We start from the raw sequence: 23,998 nt of genomic DNA, 5'->3' as shown, positions 1-23,998 counted from the left end.
GTGCATAACACCGGGCCGCTCAATGATAACAGGTTATCGTTAGATTTTCTTGAACAGCAACGAGCCGTTTGTACCACCGAAACCAAACGAGTTACACAGTGCGTACTCAAGATTTACCTGACGCGCTTCGCCTGGTACGTAGTCCAGATCACAGCCTTCATCAGGGTTTTCTAGGTTAATTGTTGGCGGCACCACTTGATCAATCAGAGTCATCGCCGTGATGATGGCTTCAACAGAACCAGCAGCACCTAATAGGTGGCCAGTCATAGACTTAGTCGAAGATACCATGACGTTATCAGCAGCAGCACCCATCGCACGCTTAATGCCAAGGGTTTCAGCAACGTCACCAGCAGGGGTTGATGTACCGTGTGCATTGATGTAGCCGATTTTATCAGCATTGATACCCGCATCACGGATACATGCTTCCATTGCCAATGCGCCACCAGAGCCGTCAGCGCTTGGTGATGTCATGTGGTAAGCATCGCCACTCATGCCAAAGCCAACAAGCTCAGCATAGATTTTTGCACCACGTGCTTTTGCGTGCTCGTACTCTTCTAGCATCATCATACCGGCACCGTCGCCAAGTACGAAACCGTCACGGTCTTTGTCCCATGGGCGAGATGCGCCCTGAGGATCATCGTTACGGGTAGATAGTGCTTTCGCAGCGGAAAAACCGCCCATGCCTAGAGGTGTTGATGCTTTCTCAGCACCACCTGCTAGCATCGCATCGGCATCACCGTATGCGATCATGCGTGCAGCATGACCAATGTTGTGAAGGCCAGTTGTACACGCTGTAGAGATTGCGATGTTTGGACCACGTAGACCATGCATGATCGACAGGTGGCCAGCAATCATATTGACAATTGTCGATGGAACAAAGAATGGGCTGATTTTGCGCGGACCCTTTTCCATCAAAGATTGATGGTTAGCTTCAATTAAGCCAAGACCACCAATACCAGAACCGATAGCTACGCCCACGCGGGCTGCATTTTCTTCAGTAACTTCAATACCAGAGTCTTTTAACGCTTGTACGCCTGCTGCAATGCCGTATTGGATAAACAAATCCATTTTACGGGCATCTTTCTTCGTCATGTATTCTTCACAGTTGAAGTCTTTGACCATACCAGCAAAACGAGTAGCGAATGCACTAGCATCAAAATGTTCAATAGTGCTGATACCGCTAGTACCGGCTAGAAGTGCTTTCCAAGATGATTCAACAGAATTACCTACCGGTGATAGCATACCCATGCCAGTAACAACTACGCGACGCTTAGACACGATTTATTTCTCCGGGAATTGAGGATAAAACAGATTTCAAAAGAAAAATTCAGGCGGTCATGGTGACCGCCTGGGGGGAGTTCTTTAATTACTCAGAAGCGCCAACAACGTAGTCGATTGCAGCTTGTACTGTAGTAATTTTTTCAGCTTCTTCGTCTGGAATCTCAGTGTCGAATTCTTCTTCAAGAGCCATTACTAGTTCAACTGTATCTAGAGAGTCAGCGCCTAGATCGTCAACGAAAGATGCTTCGTTCTTAACTTCAGCTTCGTCTACACCTAGTTGCTCGATGATGATTTTTTTTACGCGTTCTTCGATGTTGCTCATTAATCTATTTCCTTAAAACAAGAATTCGCTAATGCGATTTGCTGTAGTTTATTCAATACTGCAAAAGTTGCAATACTCAAGATGCTGGTCAAACCACGATTTTCAGTGAAAACAAGTTGAGTTTGACTTGCATCATCAAGTTATGCAACTTTTTTGATTAAATCATGTACATGCCGCCATTGACGTGCAATGTTTCACCGGTCACATAACCAGCATCTTCAGAGGCTAGGAAAGCCACAGCGGCTGCAATTTCACGCGGATCGCCAAGACGGCCAGCCGGAACACCAGACAGTGTCGCGGCGCGCTGATCGTCTGTCAGAGCCTTGGTCATGTCCGTTTCAATGAAGCCCGGAGCCACAGCATTTACTGTAATGCCACGAGAAGCCACTTCACGTGCCATCGACTTGGTAAAGCCAATCAAGCCCGCTTTAGCGGCTGCATAGTTAGTCTGGCCTGCGTTACCCATAGTGCCCACAACCGAGCCAATGCTGATAATACGGCCATGACGTTTTTTCATCATCGCGCGCAATACCGCTTTCGACAAACGGAAGATAGAGGTCAGGTTAGTGTCCATGATGTCCTGCCATTCGTCATCTTTCATACGCATTAGCAAGTTATCACGGGTAATACCTGCGTTGTTAACTAGGATGTCAACATCACCAAATTCTTCTTTGATCTGCTTAAGCACTGCTTCAATAGATTCAGGAGAAGTGACATTCAGCGCAAGGCCCTTACCATTGTCACCCAGATAAGCGCTGATAGCTTCTGCGCCGTTCTCAGAGGTTGCAGTACCGATAACGGTTGCACCACGTTCAACCAGAATCTCGGCAATCGCACGACCGATACCACGGCTCGCACCTGTTACCAGCGCAATTTTTCCTTCCAGGCTCATTGTTAATCCTCTTTGATGAAATTGGTTACTTAGCAGCGTCAAGGCTGGCGGTGTCGTTAACCGCTGCGCTGCTCAGTGAACGATTTATTCGTTTTGTTAGGCCAGTCAATACTTTACCCGGGCCGAACTCAAGCAGAGACTCGATACCTTCAGCAGCCATGCGCTCCACAGACTCGGTCCAGCGTACTGGGCTGTGCAGCTGCTTAACTAGCGCAGCCTTAATTGCCGCAGGATCCGTCTCGGTCGCCACGTCAGCGTTATTGATAACGGATACTACTGGCGCTGAGAAAGTAATGCTCTCGAGCGCTTCTGCCAGCTTATCAGCAGCAGGCTGCATCAGTGCACAGTGTGAAGGCACAGACACAGGCAGCGGCAAAGCACGCTTAGCACCGGCTTCTTTACAAAGTACATTCGCACGTTCGACAGCGTCTTTGTTACCTGCGATAACAACTTGGCCTGGAGAGTTAAAGTTTACCGGTGAGCACACCTGATCTTGCGCGGCTTCTGCACACGCCTTGGCAATAGCGTCGTTGTCCAAACCGATAATGGCAGACATTGCGCCAACACCTGCCGGCACGGCTGCTTGCATTAGCTGACCACGTAGCTCAACCAGCTTAACCGCATCTTTGAAATCAATAACACCCGCACAAACTAGTGCTGAATATTCGCCTAGGCTGTGGCCTGCAACTACTTCAGGCTTTGCACCACCAACTTCTTGCCATACACGCCAAATCGCAACTGAAGACGTCAGAAGTGCAGGCTGAGTGCGGTGAGTTTGGTTCAGGTCTTCAGCTGGGCCGTTTTGTACCAGTGCCCACAGGTCATAACCTAATACGTCAGATGCCTCAGCAAAAGTTTGCTTAACCACATCATACTGCTCAGCCAATTCGGCCAGCATACCTACGGCTTGAGAGCCTTGACCCGGAAATACAATCGCGAACTTAGACATTCGAGAATCCTTATTCTATGTAACTGAAAACTCAGTTTTGCTAAATCGGGCGAGATGGCAACGCCAACCCACCCAAACTAAATATAAAGAAGATGTTTAGAACTTCACCAGCGCCGAACCCCAGGTGAAACCACCACCAAAGGCTTCAAGCAGCAATCTCTGGCCACGCTGAATACGGCCATCACGTACCGCTTCGTCCAGCGCCGTTGGCACGGTTGCCGCCGAGGTATTACCGTGGCGATCAAGGGTAACAACTACCTGATCCATAGACATAGAAAGCTTCTTCGCTGTTGCTTTGATAATGCGCAGGTTTGCTTGATGCGGTACCAGCCAATCAAGCTCTGACTTGTCCATGTTATTGGCGGCTAACGTGTTTTTAACTAAGTTAGACAGTTGGGTTACTGCTACCTTAAACACTTCGTTACCGGCCATGTATAGCCACTTGTCATCGCTGAAGTCCTGACCATGCTCAGGCACACCAAGGCTTAATAGCCCACCAAAGTGGCCATCTGCGTGCAGGTGGGTCGAGATGATACCCGGCTCTTCGCTCACTCCGACAACAACAGCACCAGCAGCATCACCAAACAGGATGATCGTCGAACGATCATTTGGGTCACAACGGTGCGAGAGCGCATCGGCACCAATCACTAGGACGTTTTTCGCCATACCTGTTTTGATATGCTGATCGGCAATACTCAACGCATAGACGAAACCAGAACAAGCTGCAGCAATATCAAACGCCGGACAGCCTTTGATATCCAGCATACCCTGAACCTGACAAGCCGCCGATGGGAACGCGTGGCTCGCACTGGTCGTCGCGACGATGATCAGGTCAATGTCATCTTTCTCAATGCCTGCCATCTCAATAGCATTCAATGAAGCCTGATAACCCATTACCGCGACAGTTTCGTCTTCGGCAGCAATGCGACGCTCTCGAATACCGGTACGAGCGACAATCCACTCGTCATTGGTTTCAACCATATGTTCTAAGTCGGCATTAGAACGAACTTGCTCTGGCAGATAGCTGCCAGTACCTAAAATTTTGCTATACATGAAGACTAATAATGCCTCTCGAGTAAGACTTCTTCCAAACGATCACTGATTTTTGTCGGTATTTGTCGTTTGACCTCGTGTACCGCTTCACCAATCGCATTAGTAAAGGCGGTTGTATCAGCACTTCCGTGGCTTTTCACCACAATACCGCGCAATCCTAACAGACTCGCGCCGTTATACTGGTCGGGGTTCAACTGTTTCAAGCTGTTAAATAGGTCACTAAATAGCCACCTCGCTATCAGCCGTTTCAGTGGATTACCGTAAATAGCACGTTTAATCGCACCAATAAACAGATTTGCCACCCCTTCACTGGTTTTAAGGCTGACATTGCCTACAAAACCATCACAGACAATAACATCGGCTTTACCACTGTAGAGCTGATCCCCTTCGATATAACCGATGTAATTGATATCCGGTGACTCGGTCAGCATCTCAGCGCAGCGCTTGACGAGATCGTTACCTTTGATCTCCTCTTCACCGATATTGAGCAACGCAACCCGAGGTGGCGTCACATGTCCTTGCTCAGCCAGCACCGCCCCCATTACTGCGAACTGGAACAAGGTATCGGCATCACATGACACATTGGCCCCTAAGTCTAGCAGCCAGGTCTTGGTCTCGTTTTGAGTTGGAATAGCAGACACCAGCGCGGGACGATCCACCCCGGGTAATTGCTTGAGGATATAACGAGACAAAGCCATTAAAGCTCCGGTATTACCAGCACTGACACAGGCATTAGCAGTACCTTCGGAAACGGCTTCCAGAGCGGCGCGCATAGATGACCCTTGACTCCGGCGCAAAGCCTGAGAAGGACGGGTATCGTTTGCAATGACGTGATCGCAATGGACAATGCGAAGACGAGGGTGATTCGTTTGATTCAGGAGGGATAGTTCGGTAGTGATCGCACTTTGATCACCAAATAATATGACTTTGAGCTCAGGGAATTGCAACAGTGCCTGCACGGAGGCAGGCACTGTTACTTGAGGACCGAAATCCCCACCCATTGCATCAAGTGCAACGGTTAGACCACTCAAGGCTCAACCTTACTTGTTGATAACCTTGCGGCCACGGTAGAAACCGTCAGCTGTCACGTGGTGACGTAGGTGAGTTTCACCACTTGCAGAATCTACAGACACAGCTGCAGTTGTTAGTGCATCGTGTGAACGACGCATGCCACGTGCTGCACGTGATTTTTTGCTCTTTTGTACGGCCATTAACCCTACTCCTGTTAAATTACTTACTTAGATTTTTCAATACTGCAAACGGATTCGGACGCTCATCAGCAACGGGGATCTCACCAAAAGTCATGTTTCCGCTGGCTTTGCAGTCAGCTTCCTCATGCATAGCGACTTGAGGTAATTCCAGAATCAATTCGTCTTCGACGATTTGAACCAGATTGATCTCACCATTTTCGTCGACATCAGCCGGCTCATAAGCTTCCGGTAAATCGTCTGCTGCCTCTGGTTTGAGGAGCGGACTGTAACAGAACTCAACACGATATTCGTGTTTGAACCCTTCCTGACATCTCTGACAGGTCAGCATCACTTCAACATCTGCGCTACCGCGCATAAATGCGATTCGACGCTGGTCCAAGTCAAATGACAAGGTGACGTTTGCATCACGTGTTACGCTCTGCGTTGATTCGGTCAGACGCTCAAGTAGTTCGGCTTTGATGATGCCATCATAGTCGAGTTTTTTTTGAGCAGCGCGAACCGGGTCAACCGTAAGCGGCAATTTTACCTTTTGCATAGGGCGCGAATATTAGCCTTGTAATCAGTTTGAGTCAAAGGAAATGTGCGTGAATTAACACCATTTAGTCAATTCGTATACTCAGTGTTAGATACAAGCACTGCAGCACTGCCACTTCCACCATTTTGTCTGTTATCTGCCTATCCACCAATAACTTGTATGGCAGTCAATATCAGCTCAAATAACACACAAAAACTGGCGAAAACCCAACCGATAGACCAACTTTACCTATCATTATAACGTAGCCATCGCAAAGTAAGGTGCGTAGACTACCACAACCTAGCATTAACCCGGTAATAGTCATGTGCCAACCTTTACTCTTGGCTTCAACCTCCCCTTTTCGCCAATCACTATTGCAAAAACTCGGCCTTCCTTTTACGACAGCCAAGCCTGAAACCGATGAAACACCACTACCCGGCGAACAAGCGCAACAACTTGTCACTCGCTTAGCCCAGAGCAAAGCCATGGCATGTGCCAGCGAGTACAGCGAGCATCTCATTATTGGCTCCGATCAGGTCTGCGTGATTGATGGCGCGATCATCGGCAAGCCCCATACGGTTGAGAATGCCTGTCGCCAACTAAAAGCAGCCAGCGGTAAAACCACCACCTTTTATACTGGCCTGTGTCTACACAACGCCAAAACAGGCGAGAGCGAGGTGATCTGCGAACCCTTCCATGTCCACTTCCGCCAGCTCACTGATACCGAAATCCGCCATTATGTTGAACGTGAGCAGCCACTCAACTGTGCGGGGAGCTTCATGTGTGAAGGACTGGGTATAGCGCTGTTTGACCGCCTCGAAGGCCGCGATCCTAATACCCTTGTCGGCTTGCCACTGATTGCGCTGCGAGAAATGCTCGCCAAACAAGGTATCAGCGTATTGTAAGCACAGTTTGATAAAGGCAATGTTGTAGCCCCACCATCACCCGAACAAAAAACGGCAGGAAACCCTGCCGTTTTACTGAATTGAACGCGCGTTATAGAAAAGGTTACACCTTTATTATTGCACCTTACTACTGCGTAACTTCTCCACTGCCAGCTGAAGCTTTCGCTCCATCGGCGCACTGATGTCCATCAGCTCTTCGCTTTGCGGGTGGGTGAACTTGATGTTCGCCGCGTGCAGGAACAAACGATTCAAACCTACCTTTTTAGTAAAGGCATCAAAGCGTGGGTCGCCATAGCGATCATCCCATGCAATTGGGTGGCCGGTATATTGGCAGTGCACGCGAATTTGGTGGGTGCGGCCCGTTACCGGGCTGGCCTGCACCAACGTCGCTTGGTCAAGTCGCTCCAGTACCTTGAAGCGAGTATCGCACGGCTTACCATTCGGGTTAACCCGGACGATACTATTCACCTCATTTTTGAGAAGCGGCGCAGTCACTTTCTTGCAGCTCGCCTTCCACTCCCCCATTACCAAGGCAAAGTAGTACTTCTGTACTGTCTTATTACGGAACTGCTCTTGCAGCTTGCGCAACGCGGAGCGTTTTTTTGCCACAAGCAGAATGCCCGACGTATCGCGGTCGATGCGGTGGACCAGCTCGAGGAAGCGTGCATCAGGCCGCAATGCACGCAATGCTTCAATAGCACCGAACTTCAGGCCACTGCCGCCGTGTACTGCCGTACCGGATGGCTTGTTGAGGATCAGCATGTGGTCATCTTCATAGATAATGCACGCTTCAAGCTCTGCCACTTTATCTAACTTGGTGCTGATCGGTGCTTGGTCTTCTTTTTCCGGTATCTTTACCGGAGGAACCCGAACCAGGTCACCGTCCTGCAATTTGTATTCTGGTTTTATACGTTTTTTGTTCACTCGCACTTCGCCTTTACGCAGAATGCGGTAAATCATACTTTTTGGTACATTTTTTAGCCGTGCACGGAGAAAGTTATCGATCCGCTGGCCTGCAAAGTCATCAGATATTTCGATGAAGTGCACTTTTGGTTTATCATCTTTCATGGGTTTCATTCTAACATGCATGCAAAGCAGATTGCCGCAAAAAAGTCACCCTGCTATCATTGGCGTGCACAGGTAGGAAAATTTGCCTACTTTGCCGACAGGGTGAACAGAATAACACCCGATTGATGACTATATATACCGCTCTGATGAAAAACGCAGCATGTGGCGTAAGACGTTTAATTCTTCGGAGTGTTTTTTTAGTGCCCTTTAGCAACGAAAAAATTACTGGTGTGACAGATACCGCCGTAACCATCGGTGAACCAGCTGTGCATTTTCAGATCTAAACATCTTGGTACAGTTGGATGATACGTGTTGCCACATAGCACCCCTGAATTCCAGCCGTGAGGTTGCATTTAAGATCAGACTTGGGGTCCGGCACCACCAGTAAAGACACGTAACTAAGTGCACTAGCACATGAAAAAAAACGAGTACAATATAATGAAAAGAATGTTGATTAACGCAACTCAGAAGGAAGAGTTGCGCGTCGCATTAGTTGATGGGCAGAAGCTGTTCGATCTTGATATCGAAAGCCCTGGCCACGAATCTAAAAAAGCAAATATCTACAAAGGACGCATCACACGCATCGAACCAAGTCTGGAAGCAGCGTTTGTTGACTATGGTGCTGAACGCCACGGTTTTCTCCCTCTTAAAGAAATCGCCCGTGACTATTTCCCTTCTGACTACTCTTACCAAGGCCGACCGAACATTAAGGAAGTGCTGAAAGAAGGTCAGGAAGTAATTGTTCAGGTTGATAAAGAAGAGCGAGGCAACAAAGGCGCCGCCCTTACTACCTTCATCTCTCTAGCAGGTAGCTACCTGGTACTGATGCCGAACAACCCACGTGCAGGCGGTATTTCCCGTCGTATCGAGGGTGAAGAACGTACACAGCTAAAAGCGGCACTTAGCACGCTGGAATTGCCTCAGGGCATGGGCCTGATTGTACGTACTGCCGGTGTTGGTAAATCAGCTGAAGATCTGGAATATGATCTTAACTACCTACTTAGCCACTGGGAGCGTGTAAAAGACGCTGCTGACTCGGCGGCTGCGCCTTTCCTTATCCACCAGGAAAGTAACGTCATCGCCCGAGCTATTCGTGACTACCTTCGCCGTGACATCGGTGAAATCGTTATCGACAGCAAAAAAATCTTTGACCGTGCCCGCGATCATATCCAACAGGTTCGTCCAGACTTCCTGTCACGGGTAAAACTCTACGAAAACAGTGAAACACCACTGTTCAACCATTACCAGATCGAAAACCAGATTGAATCAGCGTTCCAGCGTGAAGTTCGTCTGCCTTCTGGTGGTTCTATTGTTATCGACCCGACTGAAGCACTGACGTCTATTGATATCAACTCTGCCCGTGCAACCAAGGGTGGTGATATCGAAGAAACAGCACTACAGACCAACCTTGAAGCCGCTGACGAAATCGCACGCCAGCTTCGCCTACGTGACCTTGGCGGTCTAGTGGTTATCGATTTCATCGATATGACACCAGTACGCCACCAGCGTGAAGTTGAAAACCGACTACGCGAAGCCGTTCGCATGGACCGTGCACGCGTTCAAATCGGTCGTATTTCTCGCTTTGGTCTATTGGAAATGTCGCGCCAGCGCCTAAGCCCATCACTAGCTGAAGCCAGCCACCATGTGTGTCCTCGCTGTACGGGTACAGGTGTCATTCGTGACAGCGAATCGCTATCACTTTCAATCCTTCGTCTTATTGAAGAAGAAGCGCTGAAAGACAACACCTCTCAGGTGTTGGCAATAGTGCCAGTGGCGATTGCCTCTTACCTGCTCAACGAGAAACGTCGATCTGTACAGTACATTGAGAAATCTCACAATGTACGTGCAATCATCGTACCTAACGCCAGCATGGAAACACCTCATTTCGAAGTGGTCCGTGTCCGTTCTGGTGATGAGCACGATGCGTTGTCTTACAACCTGCCAAGCGCACTAGAAGCACTGCGTGAAGCTGAAGCGGCGGAGTCTTCTGCACCGCAAGAGCGTGTGACGAAGAAACGTGAAGAGCCTGTTCTACAGGGCTTCAGTGCGCCTACGCAAGCACCTACTACCCCGAAAGCTAAGCCTCAGCCAGCGAAGAAAGCAGCTGCGCCGGCTCAAGCTGTCGAGGAAAAGGCAGGTTTCTTCAGCCGTATTTTCTCTGCAATTGCGAACTTCTTCTCAAGCCCTGAGCAGGAAGAGCAACCAAAAGAGAAGAAAGAAGACAACCAGCGTAACCGCCGTGACCGCAAGGACAACCGCCGTAACCAAGACAACCGTCGCGGTGAACGTCAGGAAGGCCGCCGTGGTGATCGCCAGCAAGACAACCGTCGTGGTAGCAAAGATAACCGCCGTGGTCGTCAGGAGCGCCCTGATCGCCAAGAGACTGACAACAACAAGAAAAAGCAGCAGGTTGCTGAACAACGTGAACAACGCCAAGCTCGTCGTCGCAATGAAAAAGCGAAAGACAAGCCTGAGCAAAACGATGAGAAGCCAACCCAGCAGCAGCGTAAAGACAAAGATCAGAAACGCCAGCGTCGTGACCGTGATGATACCCAAGCTCAAAAACCTCGTCGCGAGCGCGATCAGGAAGCCAAAGCTAAAGTAGAAAAACCGGTTGTCGAAGAGCAGCGTCAGGAGCAGGAAAAGACGGCGAAGGTGAAGCAACGTCGCCAACGTCGTGAAATGCGTAAAACAGTACGTATTACCGACAATGCAGAAGTGAAAGCAGTTGAAACAACTCAACCTGCTGTCGCTGAAGTGCCTGTTGCTAAGTCTGAGCTCCAAGAGCTTGGCACCGCCATGGCTCAGGAAGCTAAAGCTGTTACTGATAATGCTGAAGAGAAGAACGGTGAGCAAGAAGGCCAACGCCGTAACCGTCGCTCTCCTCGCCATCTTCGTGCAAGCGGCCAGCGTCGTCGTCGTATCCGTGATACCCGCCCAGAAAAGGGTGAAGAAATGGAGCAGATGGTAACAGAAGCTGTCGGTCACGCTGTTGAAGAAGTTACCGAAACCCTGAACGATATCGAAAATGTTGTTTCTATCGTCGAGAAGCCTAAAGCCGTTGTCCGCCTGAAGAGCGGTGTCGCATCGCCTGAAATGGCAATGGGCAAAGTATGGCCTTCTGCAACGAAACCAGCCGTTGCCTCTCTTGAAGCGCCGGTAGCAGATGTTGTTAAAGCAACTGAGGCACCAGCTGTTGTTGCTGAGCAAACAACCGCTGAAACCGCTGCAGTACTGGGTGGTGTTGCTATGCCAGAGCTAGCGATGGGCAAAGCCTTCCCGCTACGTGCAGATGTTGCAGAGGAAACAGCTGAGCAAGCACCTGTTGTTGATACACCAGCTGTTGAAGAGACAGTCGTTGAAACACCAGTTGCTGAAGAGCCAAAGGTAGAAGCACCTGTTGCTGCTGAACCTGCAGAGCCACAATCTGCAGAATCAGACGTAGCCGCCGCTATCGCTGCCGCTCAAGCTGCAATGCTGGGAATGCAGACTCAACAACCGGTTGAGGTTAAAGCGACTGAAGCAGCACCTGCTGCAGCGGTTACTGAGCCTGAGGTTCAGGTAGCAGAAGCTGAAACCAAAGCGCCAGAAGTTGTTGTAACTCATGCGGAAACGGTTGTTTCTAACGTTGAATCAACAGCTCAGGTTTGTGCAACGTCTCCGAAGGGGCTACATGCAACAGCTGCGATGGCTAAAGCACCAGCTCCAGTAGAAGCCGCAGAACCGATTATGGTTGCTATTGCACCACTTCGTGACGAACGCTTTGCTGCTCGCCAGGCCGGTAGCCAAACGGCAACCAATCACGCGACAGCGGGTGCTAAATCAACAATGCCAAACGCTGAATAAGTTAACGCTTGCAACCTAACAAAAAGCCACGCACATAATTGCATGGCTTTTTTTTTGCCATTAATATTGCTTTGCAACCGCTGCAATTTTCACTCACAACATTACCAGCATCAAACTTTCTTACACTAAGTAACAGGAAAGACGAACAACTCAGCTTGAAAATTGAACCTAGTCACACTTTTCTGTAGGATAAGCGACTTTGTAGTGCCTTAGTCGCCTAGCGGCTCCAATCAACGACCATAGTCAGAACAAACCTATAAGCATGTTTGAATTCCCACAATTTTCGAGACAATCCGTCAAGAATGACGTTCTTTCGGGGCTAACTGTTGCCCTTGCCCTAATACCTGAAGCGGTTGCCTTTGCCTTCGTAGCAGGCGTTGATCCAATGGTTGGCTTGTACGCAGCCTTCATCGTCGGCTTGATCACGGCCGTGCTTGGAGGGCGTCCGGGAATGATTTCTGGCGCTACCGGCGCCATGGCTGTTGTTATGGTCAGCCTTGTGGCCGAACACGGTATCCAATACCTCTTTGCTGCCGTCATGCTTGCCGGTGTTTTACAAATCCTTGCCGGTGTGTTCAAGCTCGGTAAGTTTATTCGCATGGTACCGCACCCGGTAATGATTGGCTTTGTTAACGGCTTAGCTATCGTTATTTTCCTGGCACAACTTGGTCAATTTAAAGTACCAGATGCTTCAGGTGCTCTGCAGTGGATGCAAGGCTCTCAGCTTTACATCATGCTGGGACTAGTTGGCCTGACCATGTTTATTATCCACTTCCTGCCAAAGCTGACCAAAGCAGTACCCTCTTCACTGGTGGCGATCATCACAGTAACGGTACTGGTACACGGTCTTGGCCTAGATACCCGTACCGTCATTGATTTCGTTCGCACCATGAGTGGTGATGGCAACGCAACACTAGCAGGCTCGCTACCAACCTTCGCGATTCCTGAAGTAGGTTTCAACATGGATACCCTGCGTATCATCCTGCCATACTCTTTGATTCTGGCAGCGGTTGGCCTGATTGAGTCTCTACTAACACTGACTGTGATTGATGAAATGACGGGTACCCGTGGTCAAGGTAACCGCGAATGTGTGGGCCAAGGTGTGGCAAACGTCACCTGCTCTGTGTTCGGCGCTATGGGTGGCTGTGCGATGATTGGCCAATCGATGATTAACATTAATTCAGGTGGCCGTGGACGCCTATCCGGTATCACCGGTGCTGTCGGCCTGCTGTTGTTCATTCTGTTCGGCTCGTCACTGATTGAAGTCATCCCGCTAGCAGCTCTGGTTGGCGTAATGTTCATGGTCGTGATCGGCACCTTTGAGTGGGCTAGCTTCAAAATGGCACGCAAAGTACCAAAACACGATTTCTTTGCCATCATTTTGGTTACTGGTGTTACGGTCGCATTCGACCTTGCCTTGGCAGTTATTGTCGGTGTGATTTACTCAGCACTCGTCTTTGCCTGGAAACACGCTAAGCACATCTATGCGTCTAGTTACCTCGATAACAACGGCTCAAAGGTATACGCACTTGACGGCCCACTCTTCTTCGGCTCAGTAGCAAACTTCCTAGAACTGTTTGATGCCAAGAACGATCCAGCAGATGTGATCATTGATTTTGCCAAATCACGCGTTGCTGACCACTCAGCAATTGAAGCTATTGATACCATCGCTGAACGTTACGCATCCCAAGGCAAGACCCTGCATATCCGCCACTTGAGCCCGGAATGTCGATCTCTGCTTAAGAAAGCGGGTAACTTGGTTGAGGTTAACATGATGGAAGACCCAACCTACAAGGTCGCGACCGATACCCTAGGTTAATCTGCTGTATTAACCACGTGCTCAGTTAGCATTAGAAATAAAAGCGCCCGCATCTATTTAAAATAGATGCGGGCGTTTTTTAGTCAAAGTGACCGCATTTATAATACCAATCTGGATAAGTCGTTGATCAAGTATTTTCCAGTGCAAGACTGATCAAATATTTATGTAGGTTGGTATAACCTATCAAGTAACTCCTCAGAAGCTTCCTCGACCAAATCGAGTACATAGTCAAAGCCACGTTTACCGCCATAATAAGGGTCAGGGATCTCCTCGACATCAGGACGGCCATACTCAAGAAAGAGTGCCAGTTTACGCTGCAAATGGGTTGGGCAAGCACGTTTCAAATCGCGTAGATTATCGTTATCTGCCGCCAAAATCAGATCAAAGGCTTCGAAGTCCCCTTGGGTAACCTGTCTGGCACGGATCCCGTCAAAGCAGTATCCGCGCGCCTCAGCGGCGGCTCGGGCACGGTGATCAGGCTGTTCGCCTTGATGAAAACCAATAGTACCAGCAGAATCGACGTCAATATCCAGCCCACGCTCGGCCACTTTAGCCCGAAGAACGGCTTCAGCCGTTGGTGAACGACAGATATTGCCCATGCATACCACTAAAATCCGTTGTGTCATCGTCACTCCTTTATCAAGGCTTGTATTACTGAATTTGCTCTAAGCGTAACACTTCTCGATCATTTTAAAATCGTCCATATCCGTGTTGGCACGCCTTATCTCCACCTCAGTATTGCCGTCCTTGGCCAGCCTCATCGATAACTGGTATCTTCTGTCTGATTGAAGTAACGTATTCGTTTTCAGACTCTTACAGCAAGGCTGCATACCATGAAGGTGCATTACCAGGCATTTAAACAGCAGGTGCAGATATTCCTAATCGCACTCGCCTTCTTTACCCGTATTCCCATCCCTGCCGATACACCCTATTCTCCAGAGTTATTAAACAAAGCAAACCGCTATTTTGCCTTAGTTGGCTTGGTTGTCGGGTTGGCAAGTGCGATAAGTTTCTGGCTGTCACAACTGGTATTACCGGTTTCTGTCGCTGTGATCATTGCTATGGCGGTAAGCCTGCTGCTGACTGGTGCTTTTCATGAAGATGGCTTGGCCGATGTGTTCGATGGTTTTGGTGGCGGGTGGCAACCTGAGCAAAAACTCGAGATCATGAAAGACTCCCGACTAGGTACTTATGGGGCCTCAGCACTGTTTGTGGTACTGGCAATCAAATGGTCCAGCCTAACAGCCTTGGCTGATATATCGCCGGCGTTGACCACGTTAGCACTGTTGTGCCTGCATGGTTTGAGCCGTGCCGCTGCTGCCAGCCTCATATTCAGCTACCCATACGTTCGCCTCGATGAGCAAAGCAAAGTCAAACCACTGGCTAATCAGCAAAGCCAACAAGATTTGTGGGTTTTAATTATCACCAGTTTCTTTATATTACTGTTATTACCACTGCCAATGGCACTTTTACTCGCAGCAGCCCAGCTACTGATTCGTTATGTCTGTGGCCGCTGGTTTACCCAACAATTGGGGGGCTATACTGGAGATTGCCTTGGTGCATGTCAGCAACTTGCTGAAGTAACCGGCTATCTAGTCATATTGGCAATGGTAGCCTAACAATAATAAGGATCATCATGGTAGATCAAACCCAGAAAGACAGCCGCTACAAAGCACGTCAGCAAAAAGTAAAAGATGAAATTGATGCGCGTGTCGCTTCAGCCCAAGAAGAAAAAGGGCTCTTTCTGATCATTACCGGCAATGGCAAGGGAAAATCTACTTCAGGTTTTGGCACCATTGCCCGCGCTGTCGGCCATGGCCAGAAATGTGGTGTCGGCCAGTTTATCAAAGGGACATGGGACTGCGGTGAACGTGCCCTGCTCGAGCAGCACGATGTCGATTTTGCCGTTATGGCCACCGGCTTTACTTGGGAAACCCAAAATAAAGAAGCGGATACAGAAGCTGCCCAAGCAACGTGGGCGGAGTGTAAAAAAATGTTGGGAAATGATAGCTATGATGTCATTCTTCTTGATGAGCTGACTTATATGGTGACCTATGGCTATGTTGAGCTTGACGAGGTTATTGAAGCTATCACTAATCGTCCGAAGACCCAATCAGTTATCGTGACTGGCCGTGGTGCACATCGGGAACTTATTGAAATAGCTGATACTGTCTCCGAAGTTCGCAACGTGAAACATGCATTTGAATGTGGAGTCAAAGCCCGCAGGGGGGTTGATTGGTAAGCCGCCAATAAACAATGCTTCCCCAGGGTAGCCACTCGAATTGCAGCAGTGGCTACTTTTCAATCTCGACCTTTGTCACATTTTTTACTTGACCCTTGGTGGGAAAAAGCCAATATTTGGCTCATAACAGGTCTTTGATGAAAGATCGATTACAAGTCTTACAAGGGACACAAATGCCTTCACATTTACCAAAGAAATTCAGTGCTATTTTCCTAAAACTGTTTCATCTTCTCGAAGCTATCTTGCTGGTAGCTATCACCTTGGCAACCTTGGCAGCCATGATCAATGAATTCATTGTCATCTATACCAACCGCCAAATAGCACTAACTGATATCTTGCTCATGTTCATTTACCTTGAAGTGCTGGCCATGGTTCAGCAGTTTGTCACCAACGGTAAGATCCCGGTTCGCTACCCAATCTACATTGCTATTATGGCAATAGCCCGCTATATCACCCTCGGCATGAAAGAGCTCGACGGCGCCTACATAGTCTGGCTATCCGTTGCCGCCTTTATCTTGGCGGCATCAACCTTGCTTATCCGTGTTGGTCACCATTACTGGCCATACGAAGATGCGAAAGAGCCCGGCTATCGTAATTCGCACGACTAAATAGGCTCGGTAAAAGGTAAAAAGGGAGTGATATTCACTTCCTTTTTTTAAATACCGATATTATTCTTGATGTGATTGAGGCTTCTTGGATTTTCCCAGCTTATTCTTATAGTAAGCCTCTGCTTTTTTGACGATCTTAGTGTGCATTTTTGCCCTAAGTGACTCAACGTCTGTCGCCGTCAAAACCCGCTTTAAACTGTTAATTGCTACTTCTCTCATTCTCTAGGTTATATCAACCATCAAAACCGTTAATCTTCAACCAATAAAGGCACTTTTTAATAATTATATACTCAATTAAATGCTTGGTTGAATGTTTTTTATCCGAATTTACATAAATTTAATTATTCAAACGTAAGTTATACCAACCTGGATAAGTAGTTGATCAAGTATTTGCACTGGAAAAATCGTTGTTATCAAGGCAGACATTGCAGTAACTAGTGGCTCTAATTACAAAATATCTAACGCAGAGAACAGCGATTTTAACTTGCAATACTGATCAAATATTTTTGTAGGTTGGTATAAATATATAAAAACCAGCGACCTTAGTCACTGGCTTAGCTCTCAGTAAAGGCTAACAGGGGAAGACTGGTCGCAGTAACCCTGATCGGCTTACCAGCGGTACAGCTTGCTGCGGGCATTCAGAAATATGGCATAAGTTAGCATCAATATCTTGACTGCCTAGCAAGCGAAGCCATAGGTTCGGGATCTGAGCCAATCTCGCCCTCGGGCTTTCAACTCGTACAGGCTCGATAGCTACCCACTCGTTACTCTTTTCTGCTAGGGCAAATTGGAAAGCGAGCTGCTCCCCCATTCCCAGACGCAGATCAGATACAACTAATTCAGATTGACGCTGATCATAGCGGATAAACCCGCCAGTGAAATGCTCAAGCATCCGTTGGTGCTCGGAAACGACCCCTTTAGGCCATGTGCCTAGCGGTTTATCTAAAAAATCAATTTCAACATCAGCGTCAAGTATCGATGACAGGCCTTCGAGGTAGCTATGCTCACCTTTGACCACGACTCGCCATAGTAAAGTGTTCAACGGGGTCGGAGTAATAAACGTTGGCTGCCCCGCGAAAGGCGTGCCTGCCAACTGCTGTTCAACCCGACTTTCAATCGTATTCATTGCGACGAGTGACCAGACAATATACAGCGATGAAACAGCCAAGCCAGCACTACAAAGTTTTGCCATCCGGTCACGCCATATCACGCTTGCCAATACAGCTAACAGTAATGGCACGGTATAGAGCGGATCGATGATGAATAAGCTCGGAGTTGCAATTGGAGTATTAATTGGCCAAAACAGCTGGGTACCGTAGGCGGTAAAAGAGTCAAGCAGCGGGTGGGTCACCAAACAAACTGCCACCAATAGCCAAAGATGACCGAGACTAAAACGGGTTGGCCGCATCTTTTGCCAGCCCCAACTTAGTAGCAACGAGAACGGGATGAGAACAAACAACGAATGGCTAAAACCACGATGCTTCACCATATCCGATACAGGATCACCATAGCTGATTATGACATCAAGATCCGGCAGCGTGCCCAAAGCGGCACCTGCCAACAAAATCTTCGGGGAACACCTTCTACCAGCCACCGCACCGGCGACCGCTGCACCCAGTGCCGCTTGTGTTACTGAATCCACAACTATTCCTTCTTCATTTTTGAAGTTGCTACCTTAACAGAGCTAATATTCGACACGCAATTTATTACTATTATGTTTTTTTATTGAAACATCTCTGATAAAAAACTGGGGATGGCTCGCAGATCAGCTGCGCAATATTCGCTACGGTAAATCAGGCAACACCCATCAACTTTGAATAAAAGGAAGATGCAATGCCAACAAAAGTCTCTGAATACATGACCCGCAAAGTCATCACAATCTCACCTGACACTGGCCTAAGAGAAGCCTTCTTCTTGATGCGCGATGAAAATATCCGTCACTTACCCGTTGTAAATGATGAAGGAGCGCTCGTCGGTATCGTGAGTGACAGAGAATTACGCCGCCCGGGCTGGGTTGATGAATCCCCAGAGATCGGTCATGAATATCACCTAACGGATGAATGGCATATCAACGATGTCATGATCCGAGATATTGTGCATGTACGAACCTACGACACCCTCACCAAAGCCATCGGAACAGTATTGGATTTCCAGGTTGGCGCCGCACCGGTGCTGGATAAAACGGGACAATTGGTCGGGATGCTGTCGGCCATCGATCTGCTAAAAGCCTTCCAGGATATTCTGGAGAGCCAGAAATCCTCAAAAAAGAAGAAGCAGTTAGCTTAAACTAAATAATCATAGCCCTACCCAACTGTAGGGCTACTGATAAACATTTAACCCTGCCTAACAAAGCCTACTCAGATATATCGTCTATCTTTACCTATGAACTCCTTCATGAGTATATAGCGATGACCTTAGCAATTACCAAGTACGAGCAAGTATGGATTGATGGGCTAAACAGAGGTGATGTCTCAGGCGCTGATGAAGCCTTCGCTGCCAACAGTGTTATTCACATGGCGGGTGCGCCAAGCCCCAGCCTATCAGTAACAGAATTCAAAGAGTTGGTCAGTGGATTATTACGAGCTTTTCCAGATTTGCACCTGACCGTTGATGATCAGATTGTATCTGGTGACAAAGTAGCAACGCGCTGGACAGCCACTGGGACGCATACCGGCTCGCTTGGCGATATAAGTCCATCCGGTGAAAAAGTGCAGTTTGAAGGGCTAATTCTAGACCATGTTGTTGATGGCCAGGTTATTGAGCGGTGGGAGCAATGGGATCAAATGGGCATGCTTCAGCAACTAGGAGCAGTATAACTTGCCATAAAATGAAAGAAGGAGAGCTATTGCCCTCCTTCTTACTTAGTAACATTGTCACTTGCGACATTAAGTGTTAATTAAACAGGCCCTTCAGCAGCTTATCCGCTGCCTTCTTGATATCGTCGTCCTTGGCCTTATCACCTAGCAACTTCTCTAGCCCACGTTCAACTTCGCGCTGCGCCTTCTGCTCAAGCTCATTGTTCTGCTTAAGCAACTGGGCAATATTGAGCGAGAATGTCGGCTCACTCCAGTTGCCTTTAACATCAATAGGCACGGTGAGATCAGCAACCTCATCAATCTCTTTCCCCCCCTGCCCTTTACTGGTGGCAACAACGGAAGTGTTTACCGAAAAATCAATCGTTTCATTAACCAAGCTGGTCGAGCCGTCACCATTGATACGGATCAGTGGTGAGTCGATATCAAGGTTGCTGGTTGAAGCAACACCATTACCCAGTTTGATGGTTGCAGTCATCGCCGAGAAGTCCGTTTTCTTCTCTTCCTTAACGTATTCTGCTTTCTGGCCTTTAAGCGTCGCACGGGCTTCACGGATCATTTCTGGAATATTGACGCCGTAAATTGCCCCGTCGGCAAAACGGATATCGATTGTACCGGTAATATTCTCGCGGATACGCTTCTCAGCCAGGCCGGTACCCGATACATTAACAGTGATATCGCCACTCCCTGCCAGGGTATCATTTTGCGCTACATCCACCAGCAAAGGTTGAACTTGTACGCCTTTGATCTTCTTGGTTACACGGTAGGTTGGCAGCTTACCGTTAGCATCGATTTTGGCTGTGGTATGAATTGTACCTTGATAAAGCTTGGCATCAAGACCGCTCAGATCAAACACACCATTTTTCACCGTCATCGCCAGCGTCACATCACTCATATGAGCATTAGCGGCTTTGAACTGGCCAACAGCAAGTTTACCGGCCAGATCGAGTGTTTTCAGCACACTCAGATCAGGCTCTTGGTCTGTTTCCTTCTCACTCGCCGCACCCGTATTCGCTCCGGCAGTGCCAGCTTGGTTCGAATCGTCACCTTGCTTAGATGAGGCACTCTCATTCCCTGTACCAAGGAAAGCATCGACATCTATATTGTCAGACGACAAATCAAAGCGGATCACCGGAGTATCAGCCGATTGGAAAGAGGCATTACCTTTCAAAGCCAGCTCATCAATGGCGGCTTTCAGCGTCGTTAATTCAGCCAACCCTTTCTCCAGGTTGTATTTAGCATCAGCTTCTAGGCCAACCTTCATTTCAGGCCGTGGCAAACTGGCCCCTTTAAGATCGGCATTAAGCTTGGCACCTTTCAAGCTAATAAGCTTGATCGCATCATCGACCATCAACTGCGTAGAGCCTTTAGTACTGAAACTCAGATCTGGTATTTCACCGTCAATAGCGAACTCAATCGTTGACCAATCACCCAGCTTAAAGCTATCAAGCGAAATCGTCGCATTGCGGATATCATTAACCGCATCTTTGGCACTTGCTTTTAACGACAGCGCTTTAATCTCGGCACCATCTAGCTTCTCGGCAATCAGTAGCTCCGTTTGTCCTTCAGCACTGAAGCCCAATTCTGCGGCACTACCTGCGATATTAAACTGGGCTGCCGTCCATTCTCCTGGGGCAAATTGATCCAAAGTGAAATCAAGTCGATCGACTTCCGTTTGGCTGCCCGCTTTATCATCAATGATAAGCGCACTGGCATTGCTGATTTCAACCCCCGCCAAGCTGATCTGCCAAGCTTGCTGTTCAGCTGCCGGTGCCGGTTCGCTTACAGATGGCGGCTCTGCCGGTGTTCCTGTTGACTCTGCAGCAGGCTCGGTAGCTTCTTGACCCGATAAACCATCAAGGTTACTGACACCATTTTCGAGAGTTTGAATAAAGACTCGCCCGCCCAGCAAACTGACATTGCCAATTTCTAGCTGCTGGGAAAATAGCGGCATCACCGAAACTGACAGTTCAGCTTGATCGAACTGGGCCAAATTCGGCTCGGCAAATCCTTGCGGGTTTTTGAATTCTGTCTTGCCAATATCAAATCCGATACTCGGAAAAAAGCGCCAGCTAATGTCGCCTTCAATCACGAGGTCACGTCCAGTCGCTTTTTTTACCTGCTCGGCAATCATCGGCTTAAACTGATTCGGATCAACCAGTGCCACCAAGGCAGCAATACCGACAACGGCAATCACCACAACAGCGAGCAAAGCCATTATTATTTTTTTCATTACATCCCCATCTTTTCATCCATGCTCATCAAACGAGCCTAGCGCCAAAGTTACCTGATCCCATTGTGGCATATAGCCCAACGACTTCAAGTGATTGAAGTCTATACCCAACCTACAGCCGCTATGTTTTTTCCAGGTAAAAAAATAGGCAGCGTAATGCTGCCTATTGCTAATCAAGTATCAGAACGAACTATTAAGCACGTAGCAACTTGGCAATGTGTGCTTTCAGTACGTCAATCGCGATACGGTTCTTACCGCCACGAGGAACAATAATGTCTGCGTATTGCTTCGATGGTTCGATGAACTGCATGAACATCGGACGTACCGTCTTTTGGTACTGCGCAAGCACAGATTCCATCGTACGGTCGCGCTCAGCAACATCGCGTTGTAGACGGCGAAGCAAACAGATATCAAGCGGTGTGTCCATGAAGACACTTGCATGCATAATGTCACGCAGGCGTGGGTCAGTCAGCAGCAGAATACCTTCCAGGATGATCACCTTTTTAGGTGTCAACGACGTGGTTTCAGTCATACGCGTATGTTCGCTGTAGCTGTACTGAGGAACTTCCACCGCTTCACCGCGGATCAACTGCTCAAGGTGATCACAAAGTAGATCGTGATCCAAGGCATTTGGGTGGTCGTAGTTGGTCTTTACCCTTTCATCCATGCTTAGGTGGCTTTGATCGTTGTAATAGCAATCTTCCGTAATAACACCGATCTGATGATCGCCTACTTTTTCTTTTAGCTCTTTATAAACTGTGCTGGCAATCAGACTTTTACCGGATGCAGAGGCACCTGCAATACCGATAATAACGCATTGGTGAGAGTGTTCAGACATATCAGAAAGCACCTGTAAAACAACGTGGCGTAGTGGACAAACCGTAATAAACAGACCATCACCCATCACTCACTGTGTCGGGAAATGGCTTAAATAGGCATAAATAAACCGCATGATTATAGGCAGATGTAAGGGCAGATGCCAGAAAAAAAGCGGCATCTGCCACGTTTGCTCAGAAACTCTGCAGCTTTGACAAAAGCAATGGTTTACATTGTACGAATTGTGATCTGCTCGGCTACTGGCGTACCTTGCCAATACAAACGGCTGGCAACAGAGCCGGCCAACTGAATGTAAGCCTGAGCCTGCTCTGAATCAGGTGACGCAGCTACTGTAGGCTTACCATTATCGATATCTTCACGGATTTTGATATGCAAAGGCAATTGTGCCAGCAGCGGTACGGCATATTCCTGTGCCATGCGTTCAGCACCACCGGTACCGAAGATCGGCTCATGATGACCACAATGACTACAAATGTGGTAACTCATGTTCTCAACCACACCTAACACCGGCACATCAACCTTGTTAAACATACTGACACCCTTTATTGCATCAGCCAACGCCAAGTCTTGCGGGGTGGTCACCACTACCGCACCCGTCACCGGAATTTGTTGGGCCAATGTCAATTGGATATCACCGGTACCCGGTGGCATATCAATCACCAAGTAATCCAAATCCGGCCACCAGGTCTCGGCGATGATTTGAGACAAGGCTTTCGACGCCATTGGACCACGCCAGATGGTCGCGCTGTCAGCAGGCACCAAATACCCCACCGAGTTGGTATACAAGCCACAAGACTCAATCGGCATCATCATCTTGCCATCCGATGACTGAGGCTTCTCATCAACCGTACCCAGCATCATCGGCACTGATGGGCCGTAAATATCGGCATCCAATAAACCGACTTTGGCACCTTGGGCCTGCAGACCCAGAGCCAGATTCACTGAAGTGGTCGATTTACCCACCCCGCCTTTGGCAGAGCTGACTACGATAATGTTCTTCACACCATTTAACGGCGGCTTGTCACCAGAAGCCAATGGCGCGATACGACACCCAATATCAAATTTGATGTCGCTGGCGATATGGTGGTGGTGGAGCTGTTGCTGGCTGATGATCCACTGCTCTAAAAGTTCAGCCACTTGGTTAGCAGCAAACGGAAAAGTCACTGAAATTTTACCGTCAGCCGACACCGATACGACATTCGTCGTCTCGGCCCATTCGTCATGCAACCAAGGATGCTCAAACTGGTTCAACCAACGGCAAATATCTGCCACGCTTTCAAAACGGGTTACTGAGTCACTGCTCATGATCTTTTAGCGCTCCACATTTATTGTTTCTTTACATCCTAACACCTATGCCTATTTAGCGCTCCATTTTACCGTGATTTACAGCAGATCCTCCTAGGCA

Annotated in this window: 22 protein-coding genes; 8 read left to right on the top strand and 14 right to left on the bottom strand. The window is 48.4% G+C overall.

Annotation, left to right across the window (positions count from 1 at the left end; all coding sequences use genetic code 11):
* Positions 1-39: 39 nt before the first annotated feature.
* The 8 genes from fabF to yceD form a co-directional block, all read right to left on the bottom strand.
* On the bottom strand, positions 40-1,278 hold the full coding sequence (fabF, locus tag NHN17_RS06805) for a beta-ketoacyl-ACP synthase II (protein WP_255041432.1): 1,239 nt from the start codon (positions 1,276-1,278) through the stop codon (positions 40-42).
* A gap of 88 nt (positions 1,279-1,366) precedes the next feature.
* A complete protein-coding gene (gene acpP / locus NHN17_RS06800; protein WP_016961388.1) occupies positions 1,367-1,603 on the bottom strand; it encodes an acyl carrier protein in 237 nt (78 codons plus the stop codon).
* A 157-nt stretch (positions 1,604-1,760) separates the two neighbouring features.
* Complete coding sequence (gene fabG, locus NHN17_RS06795; RefSeq protein ID WP_255041431.1) at positions 1,761-2,495, bottom strand: 3-oxoacyl-ACP reductase FabG; 735 nt, start codon at positions 2,493-2,495, stop codon at positions 1,761-1,763.
* Between the two features lie 25 nt (positions 2,496-2,520).
* The gene (fabD, locus tag NHN17_RS06790) at positions 2,521-3,444 is read right to left on the bottom strand and encodes an ACP S-malonyltransferase (protein ID WP_255041430.1); all 924 of its coding nucleotides are present in this window, start codon (positions 3,442-3,444) and stop codon (positions 2,521-2,523) included.
* A gap of 96 nt (positions 3,445-3,540) precedes the next feature.
* The gene (locus tag NHN17_RS06785) at positions 3,541-4,497 is read right to left on the bottom strand and encodes a beta-ketoacyl-ACP synthase III (RefSeq protein WP_255041429.1); all 957 of its coding nucleotides are present in this window, start codon (positions 4,495-4,497) and stop codon (positions 3,541-3,543) included.
* A 5-nt stretch (positions 4,498-4,502) separates the two neighbouring features.
* The gene (plsX, locus tag NHN17_RS06780) at positions 4,503-5,528 is read right to left on the bottom strand and encodes a phosphate acyltransferase PlsX (RefSeq protein ID WP_255041428.1); all 1,026 of its coding nucleotides are present in this window, start codon (positions 5,526-5,528) and stop codon (positions 4,503-4,505) included.
* Positions 5,529-5,537: 9 nt separating this feature from the next.
* Positions 5,538-5,708 (bottom strand): 50S ribosomal protein L32, encoded by a 171-nt coding sequence (gene rpmF / locus NHN17_RS06775; protein ID WP_006231206.1) that lies wholly within the window; start codon positions 5,706-5,708, stop codon positions 5,538-5,540.
* A 19-nt stretch (positions 5,709-5,727) separates the two neighbouring features.
* Positions 5,728-6,243 carry a 23S rRNA accumulation protein YceD gene (gene yceD / locus NHN17_RS06770; protein ID WP_255041421.1) on the bottom strand — a complete coding sequence of 172 codons (516 nt, stop codon included), beginning with the start codon at positions 6,241-6,243 and terminating at the stop codon, positions 5,728-5,730.
* 302 nt (positions 6,244-6,545) lie between these two features.
* Here yceD and NHN17_RS06765 point away from each other — a divergent pair, with 302 nt between their 5' ends.
* Complete coding sequence (locus NHN17_RS06765; RefSeq protein ID WP_255041420.1) at positions 6,546-7,127, top strand: Maf family protein; 582 nt, start codon at positions 6,546-6,548, stop codon at positions 7,125-7,127.
* Between the two features lie 114 nt (positions 7,128-7,241).
* Here the strand turns inward: NHN17_RS06765 and rluC are convergent, their stop codons facing one another.
* Complete coding sequence (rluC, locus tag NHN17_RS06760; protein WP_255041419.1) at positions 7,242-8,195, bottom strand: 23S rRNA pseudouridine(955/2504/2580) synthase RluC; 954 nt, start codon at positions 8,193-8,195, stop codon at positions 7,242-7,244.
* A 438-nt stretch (positions 8,196-8,633) separates the two neighbouring features.
* Here rluC and rne point away from each other — a divergent pair, with 438 nt between their 5' ends.
* Entirely contained in the window at positions 8,634-12,041 is a 3,408-nt protein-coding gene (gene rne, locus NHN17_RS06755) for a ribonuclease E (protein WP_255041418.1), read from the top strand.
* Positions 12,042-12,303: 262 nt separating this feature from the next.
* The gene (locus NHN17_RS06750; RefSeq protein WP_255041417.1) at positions 12,304-13,860 is read left to right on the top strand and encodes a SulP family inorganic anion transporter; all 1,557 of its coding nucleotides are present in this window, start codon (positions 12,304-12,306) and stop codon (positions 13,858-13,860) included.
* A 161-nt stretch (positions 13,861-14,021) separates the two neighbouring features.
* Here NHN17_RS06750 and NHN17_RS06745 read toward each other — a convergent pair whose 3' ends face one another.
* Entirely contained in the window at positions 14,022-14,486 is a 465-nt protein-coding gene (locus NHN17_RS06745) for a low molecular weight protein-tyrosine-phosphatase (protein WP_255041416.1), read from the bottom strand.
* Positions 14,487-14,693: 207 nt separating this feature from the next.
* On the opposite strand from NHN17_RS06745, the gene NHN17_RS06740 reads away from it, so the two are divergent.
* From NHN17_RS06740 to NHN17_RS06730, 3 genes are all read left to right on the top strand, one after another.
* Positions 14,694-15,479 (top strand): adenosylcobinamide-GDP ribazoletransferase, encoded by a 786-nt coding sequence (locus NHN17_RS06740; RefSeq protein WP_255041415.1) that lies wholly within the window; start codon positions 14,694-14,696, stop codon positions 15,477-15,479.
* 17 nt (positions 15,480-15,496) lie between these two features.
* The gene (gene cobO, locus NHN17_RS06735; protein ID WP_255041414.1) at positions 15,497-16,102 is read left to right on the top strand and encodes a cob(I)yrinic acid a,c-diamide adenosyltransferase; all 606 of its coding nucleotides are present in this window, start codon (positions 15,497-15,499) and stop codon (positions 16,100-16,102) included.
* 173 nt (positions 16,103-16,275) lie between these two features.
* Positions 16,276-16,710 (top strand): phosphate-starvation-inducible protein PsiE, encoded by a 435-nt coding sequence (locus NHN17_RS06730; protein ID WP_255041413.1) that lies wholly within the window; start codon positions 16,276-16,278, stop codon positions 16,708-16,710.
* A 571-nt stretch (positions 16,711-17,281) separates the two neighbouring features.
* Here NHN17_RS06730 and NHN17_RS06725 read toward each other — a convergent pair.
* Positions 17,282-18,352, bottom strand: a complete 1,071-nt coding sequence (locus tag NHN17_RS06725) for a metal-dependent hydrolase (RefSeq protein ID WP_255041412.1) — start codon at positions 18,350-18,352, stop codon at positions 17,282-17,284.
* 191 nt (positions 18,353-18,543) lie between these two features.
* Between NHN17_RS06725 and NHN17_RS06720 the strand changes: the two genes are divergently transcribed.
* On the top strand, positions 18,544-18,996 hold the full coding sequence (locus tag NHN17_RS06720) for a CBS domain-containing protein (RefSeq protein ID WP_255041410.1): 453 nt from the start codon (positions 18,544-18,546) through the stop codon (positions 18,994-18,996).
* 122 nt (positions 18,997-19,118) lie between these two features.
* Entirely contained in the window at positions 19,119-19,526 is a 408-nt protein-coding gene (locus tag NHN17_RS06715; protein ID WP_255041406.1) for an ester cyclase, read from the top strand.
* Between the two features lie 76 nt (positions 19,527-19,602).
* Here the strand turns inward: NHN17_RS06715 and NHN17_RS06710 are convergent, their stop codons facing one another.
* From NHN17_RS06710 to apbC, 3 genes are all read right to left on the bottom strand, one after another.
* On the bottom strand, positions 19,603-21,756 hold the full coding sequence (locus tag NHN17_RS06710; protein WP_255041405.1) for an AsmA family protein: 2,154 nt from the start codon (positions 21,754-21,756) through the stop codon (positions 19,603-19,605).
* A gap of 193 nt (positions 21,757-21,949) precedes the next feature.
* Positions 21,950-22,594: a uridine kinase gene (gene udk, locus NHN17_RS06705; protein ID WP_255041403.1), complete on the bottom strand. Its 645-nt coding sequence runs from the start codon at positions 22,592-22,594 to the stop codon at positions 21,950-21,952.
* 206 nt (positions 22,595-22,800) lie between these two features.
* Positions 22,801-23,898 carry an iron-sulfur cluster carrier protein ApbC gene (apbC, locus tag NHN17_RS06700; RefSeq protein WP_255041401.1) on the bottom strand — a complete coding sequence of 366 codons (1,098 nt, stop codon included), beginning with the start codon at positions 23,896-23,898 and terminating at the stop codon, positions 22,801-22,803.
* Positions 23,899-23,998 lie beyond the last annotated feature (100 nt).

It is taken from the genome of Photobacterium pectinilyticum, from assembly GCF_024357955.1.
In the GTDB taxonomy this organism is placed as follows: domain Bacteria; phylum Pseudomonadota; class Gammaproteobacteria; order Enterobacterales; family Vibrionaceae; genus Photobacterium; species Photobacterium pectinilyticum.
The sequence above is the reverse complement of the archived record's forward strand: the minus strand, read 5'-3'. Positions and strand labels throughout refer to the sequence as shown.

What these genes read in the sequence shown, in the direction of transcription:
- acpP (WP_016961388.1), bottom strand. Translation starts at nt 1,603, where the DNA reads ATGAGCAACATCGAAGAACGCGTAAAAAAAATCATCATCGAGCAACTA.
- fabG (WP_255041431.1), bottom strand. Translation starts at nt 2,495, where the DNA reads ATGAGCCTGGAAGGAAAAATTGCGCTGGTAACAGGTGCGAGCCGTGGT.
- fabD (WP_255041430.1), bottom strand. Translation starts at nt 3,444, where the DNA reads ATGTCTAAGTTCGCGATTGTATTTCCGGGTCAAGGCTCTCAAGCCGTA.
- NHN17_RS06785 (WP_255041429.1), bottom strand. Translation starts at nt 4,497, where the DNA reads ATGTATAGCAAAATTTTAGGTACTGGCAGCTATCTGCCAGAGCAAGTT.
- rpmF (WP_006231206.1), bottom strand. Translation starts at nt 5,708, where the DNA reads ATGGCCGTACAAAAGAGCAAAAAATCACGTGCAGCACGTGGCATGCGT.
- yceD (WP_255041421.1), bottom strand. Translation starts at nt 6,243, where the DNA reads ATGCAAAAGGTAAAATTGCCGCTTACGGTTGACCCGGTTCGCGCTGCT.
- NHN17_RS06765 (WP_255041420.1), top strand. Translation starts at nt 6,546, where the DNA reads ATGTGCCAACCTTTACTCTTGGCTTCAACCTCCCCTTTTCGCCAATCA.
- rluC (WP_255041419.1), bottom strand. Translation starts at nt 8,195, where the DNA reads ATGAAAGATGATAAACCAAAAGTGCACTTCATCGAAATATCTGATGAC.
- rne (WP_255041418.1), top strand. Translation starts at nt 8,634, where the DNA reads ATGAAAAGAATGTTGATTAACGCAACTCAGAAGGAAGAGTTGCGCGTC.
- NHN17_RS06750 (WP_255041417.1), top strand. Translation starts at nt 12,304, where the DNA reads ATGTTTGAATTCCCACAATTTTCGAGACAATCCGTCAAGAATGACGTT.
- NHN17_RS06745 (WP_255041416.1), bottom strand. Translation starts at nt 14,486, where the DNA reads ATGACACAACGGATTTTAGTGGTATGCATGGGCAATATCTGTCGTTCA.
- NHN17_RS06740 (WP_255041415.1), top strand. Translation starts at nt 14,694, where the DNA reads ATGAAGGTGCATTACCAGGCATTTAAACAGCAGGTGCAGATATTCCTA.
- cobO (WP_255041414.1), top strand. Translation starts at nt 15,497, where the DNA reads ATGGTAGATCAAACCCAGAAAGACAGCCGCTACAAAGCACGTCAGCAA.
- NHN17_RS06730 (WP_255041413.1), top strand. Translation starts at nt 16,276, where the DNA reads ATGCCTTCACATTTACCAAAGAAATTCAGTGCTATTTTCCTAAAACTG.
- NHN17_RS06720 (WP_255041410.1), top strand. Translation starts at nt 18,544, where the DNA reads ATGCCAACAAAAGTCTCTGAATACATGACCCGCAAAGTCATCACAATC.
- NHN17_RS06715 (WP_255041406.1), top strand. Translation starts at nt 19,119, where the DNA reads ATGACCTTAGCAATTACCAAGTACGAGCAAGTATGGATTGATGGGCTA.
- NHN17_RS06710 (WP_255041405.1), bottom strand. Translation starts at nt 21,756, where the DNA reads ATGAAAAAAATAATAATGGCTTTGCTCGCTGTTGTGGTGATTGCCGTT.
- udk (WP_255041403.1), bottom strand. Translation starts at nt 22,594, where the DNA reads ATGTCTGAACACTCTCACCAATGCGTTATTATCGGTATTGCAGGTGCC.
- apbC (WP_255041401.1), bottom strand. Translation starts at nt 23,898, where the DNA reads ATGAGCAGTGACTCAGTAACCCGTTTTGAAAGCGTGGCAGATATTTGC.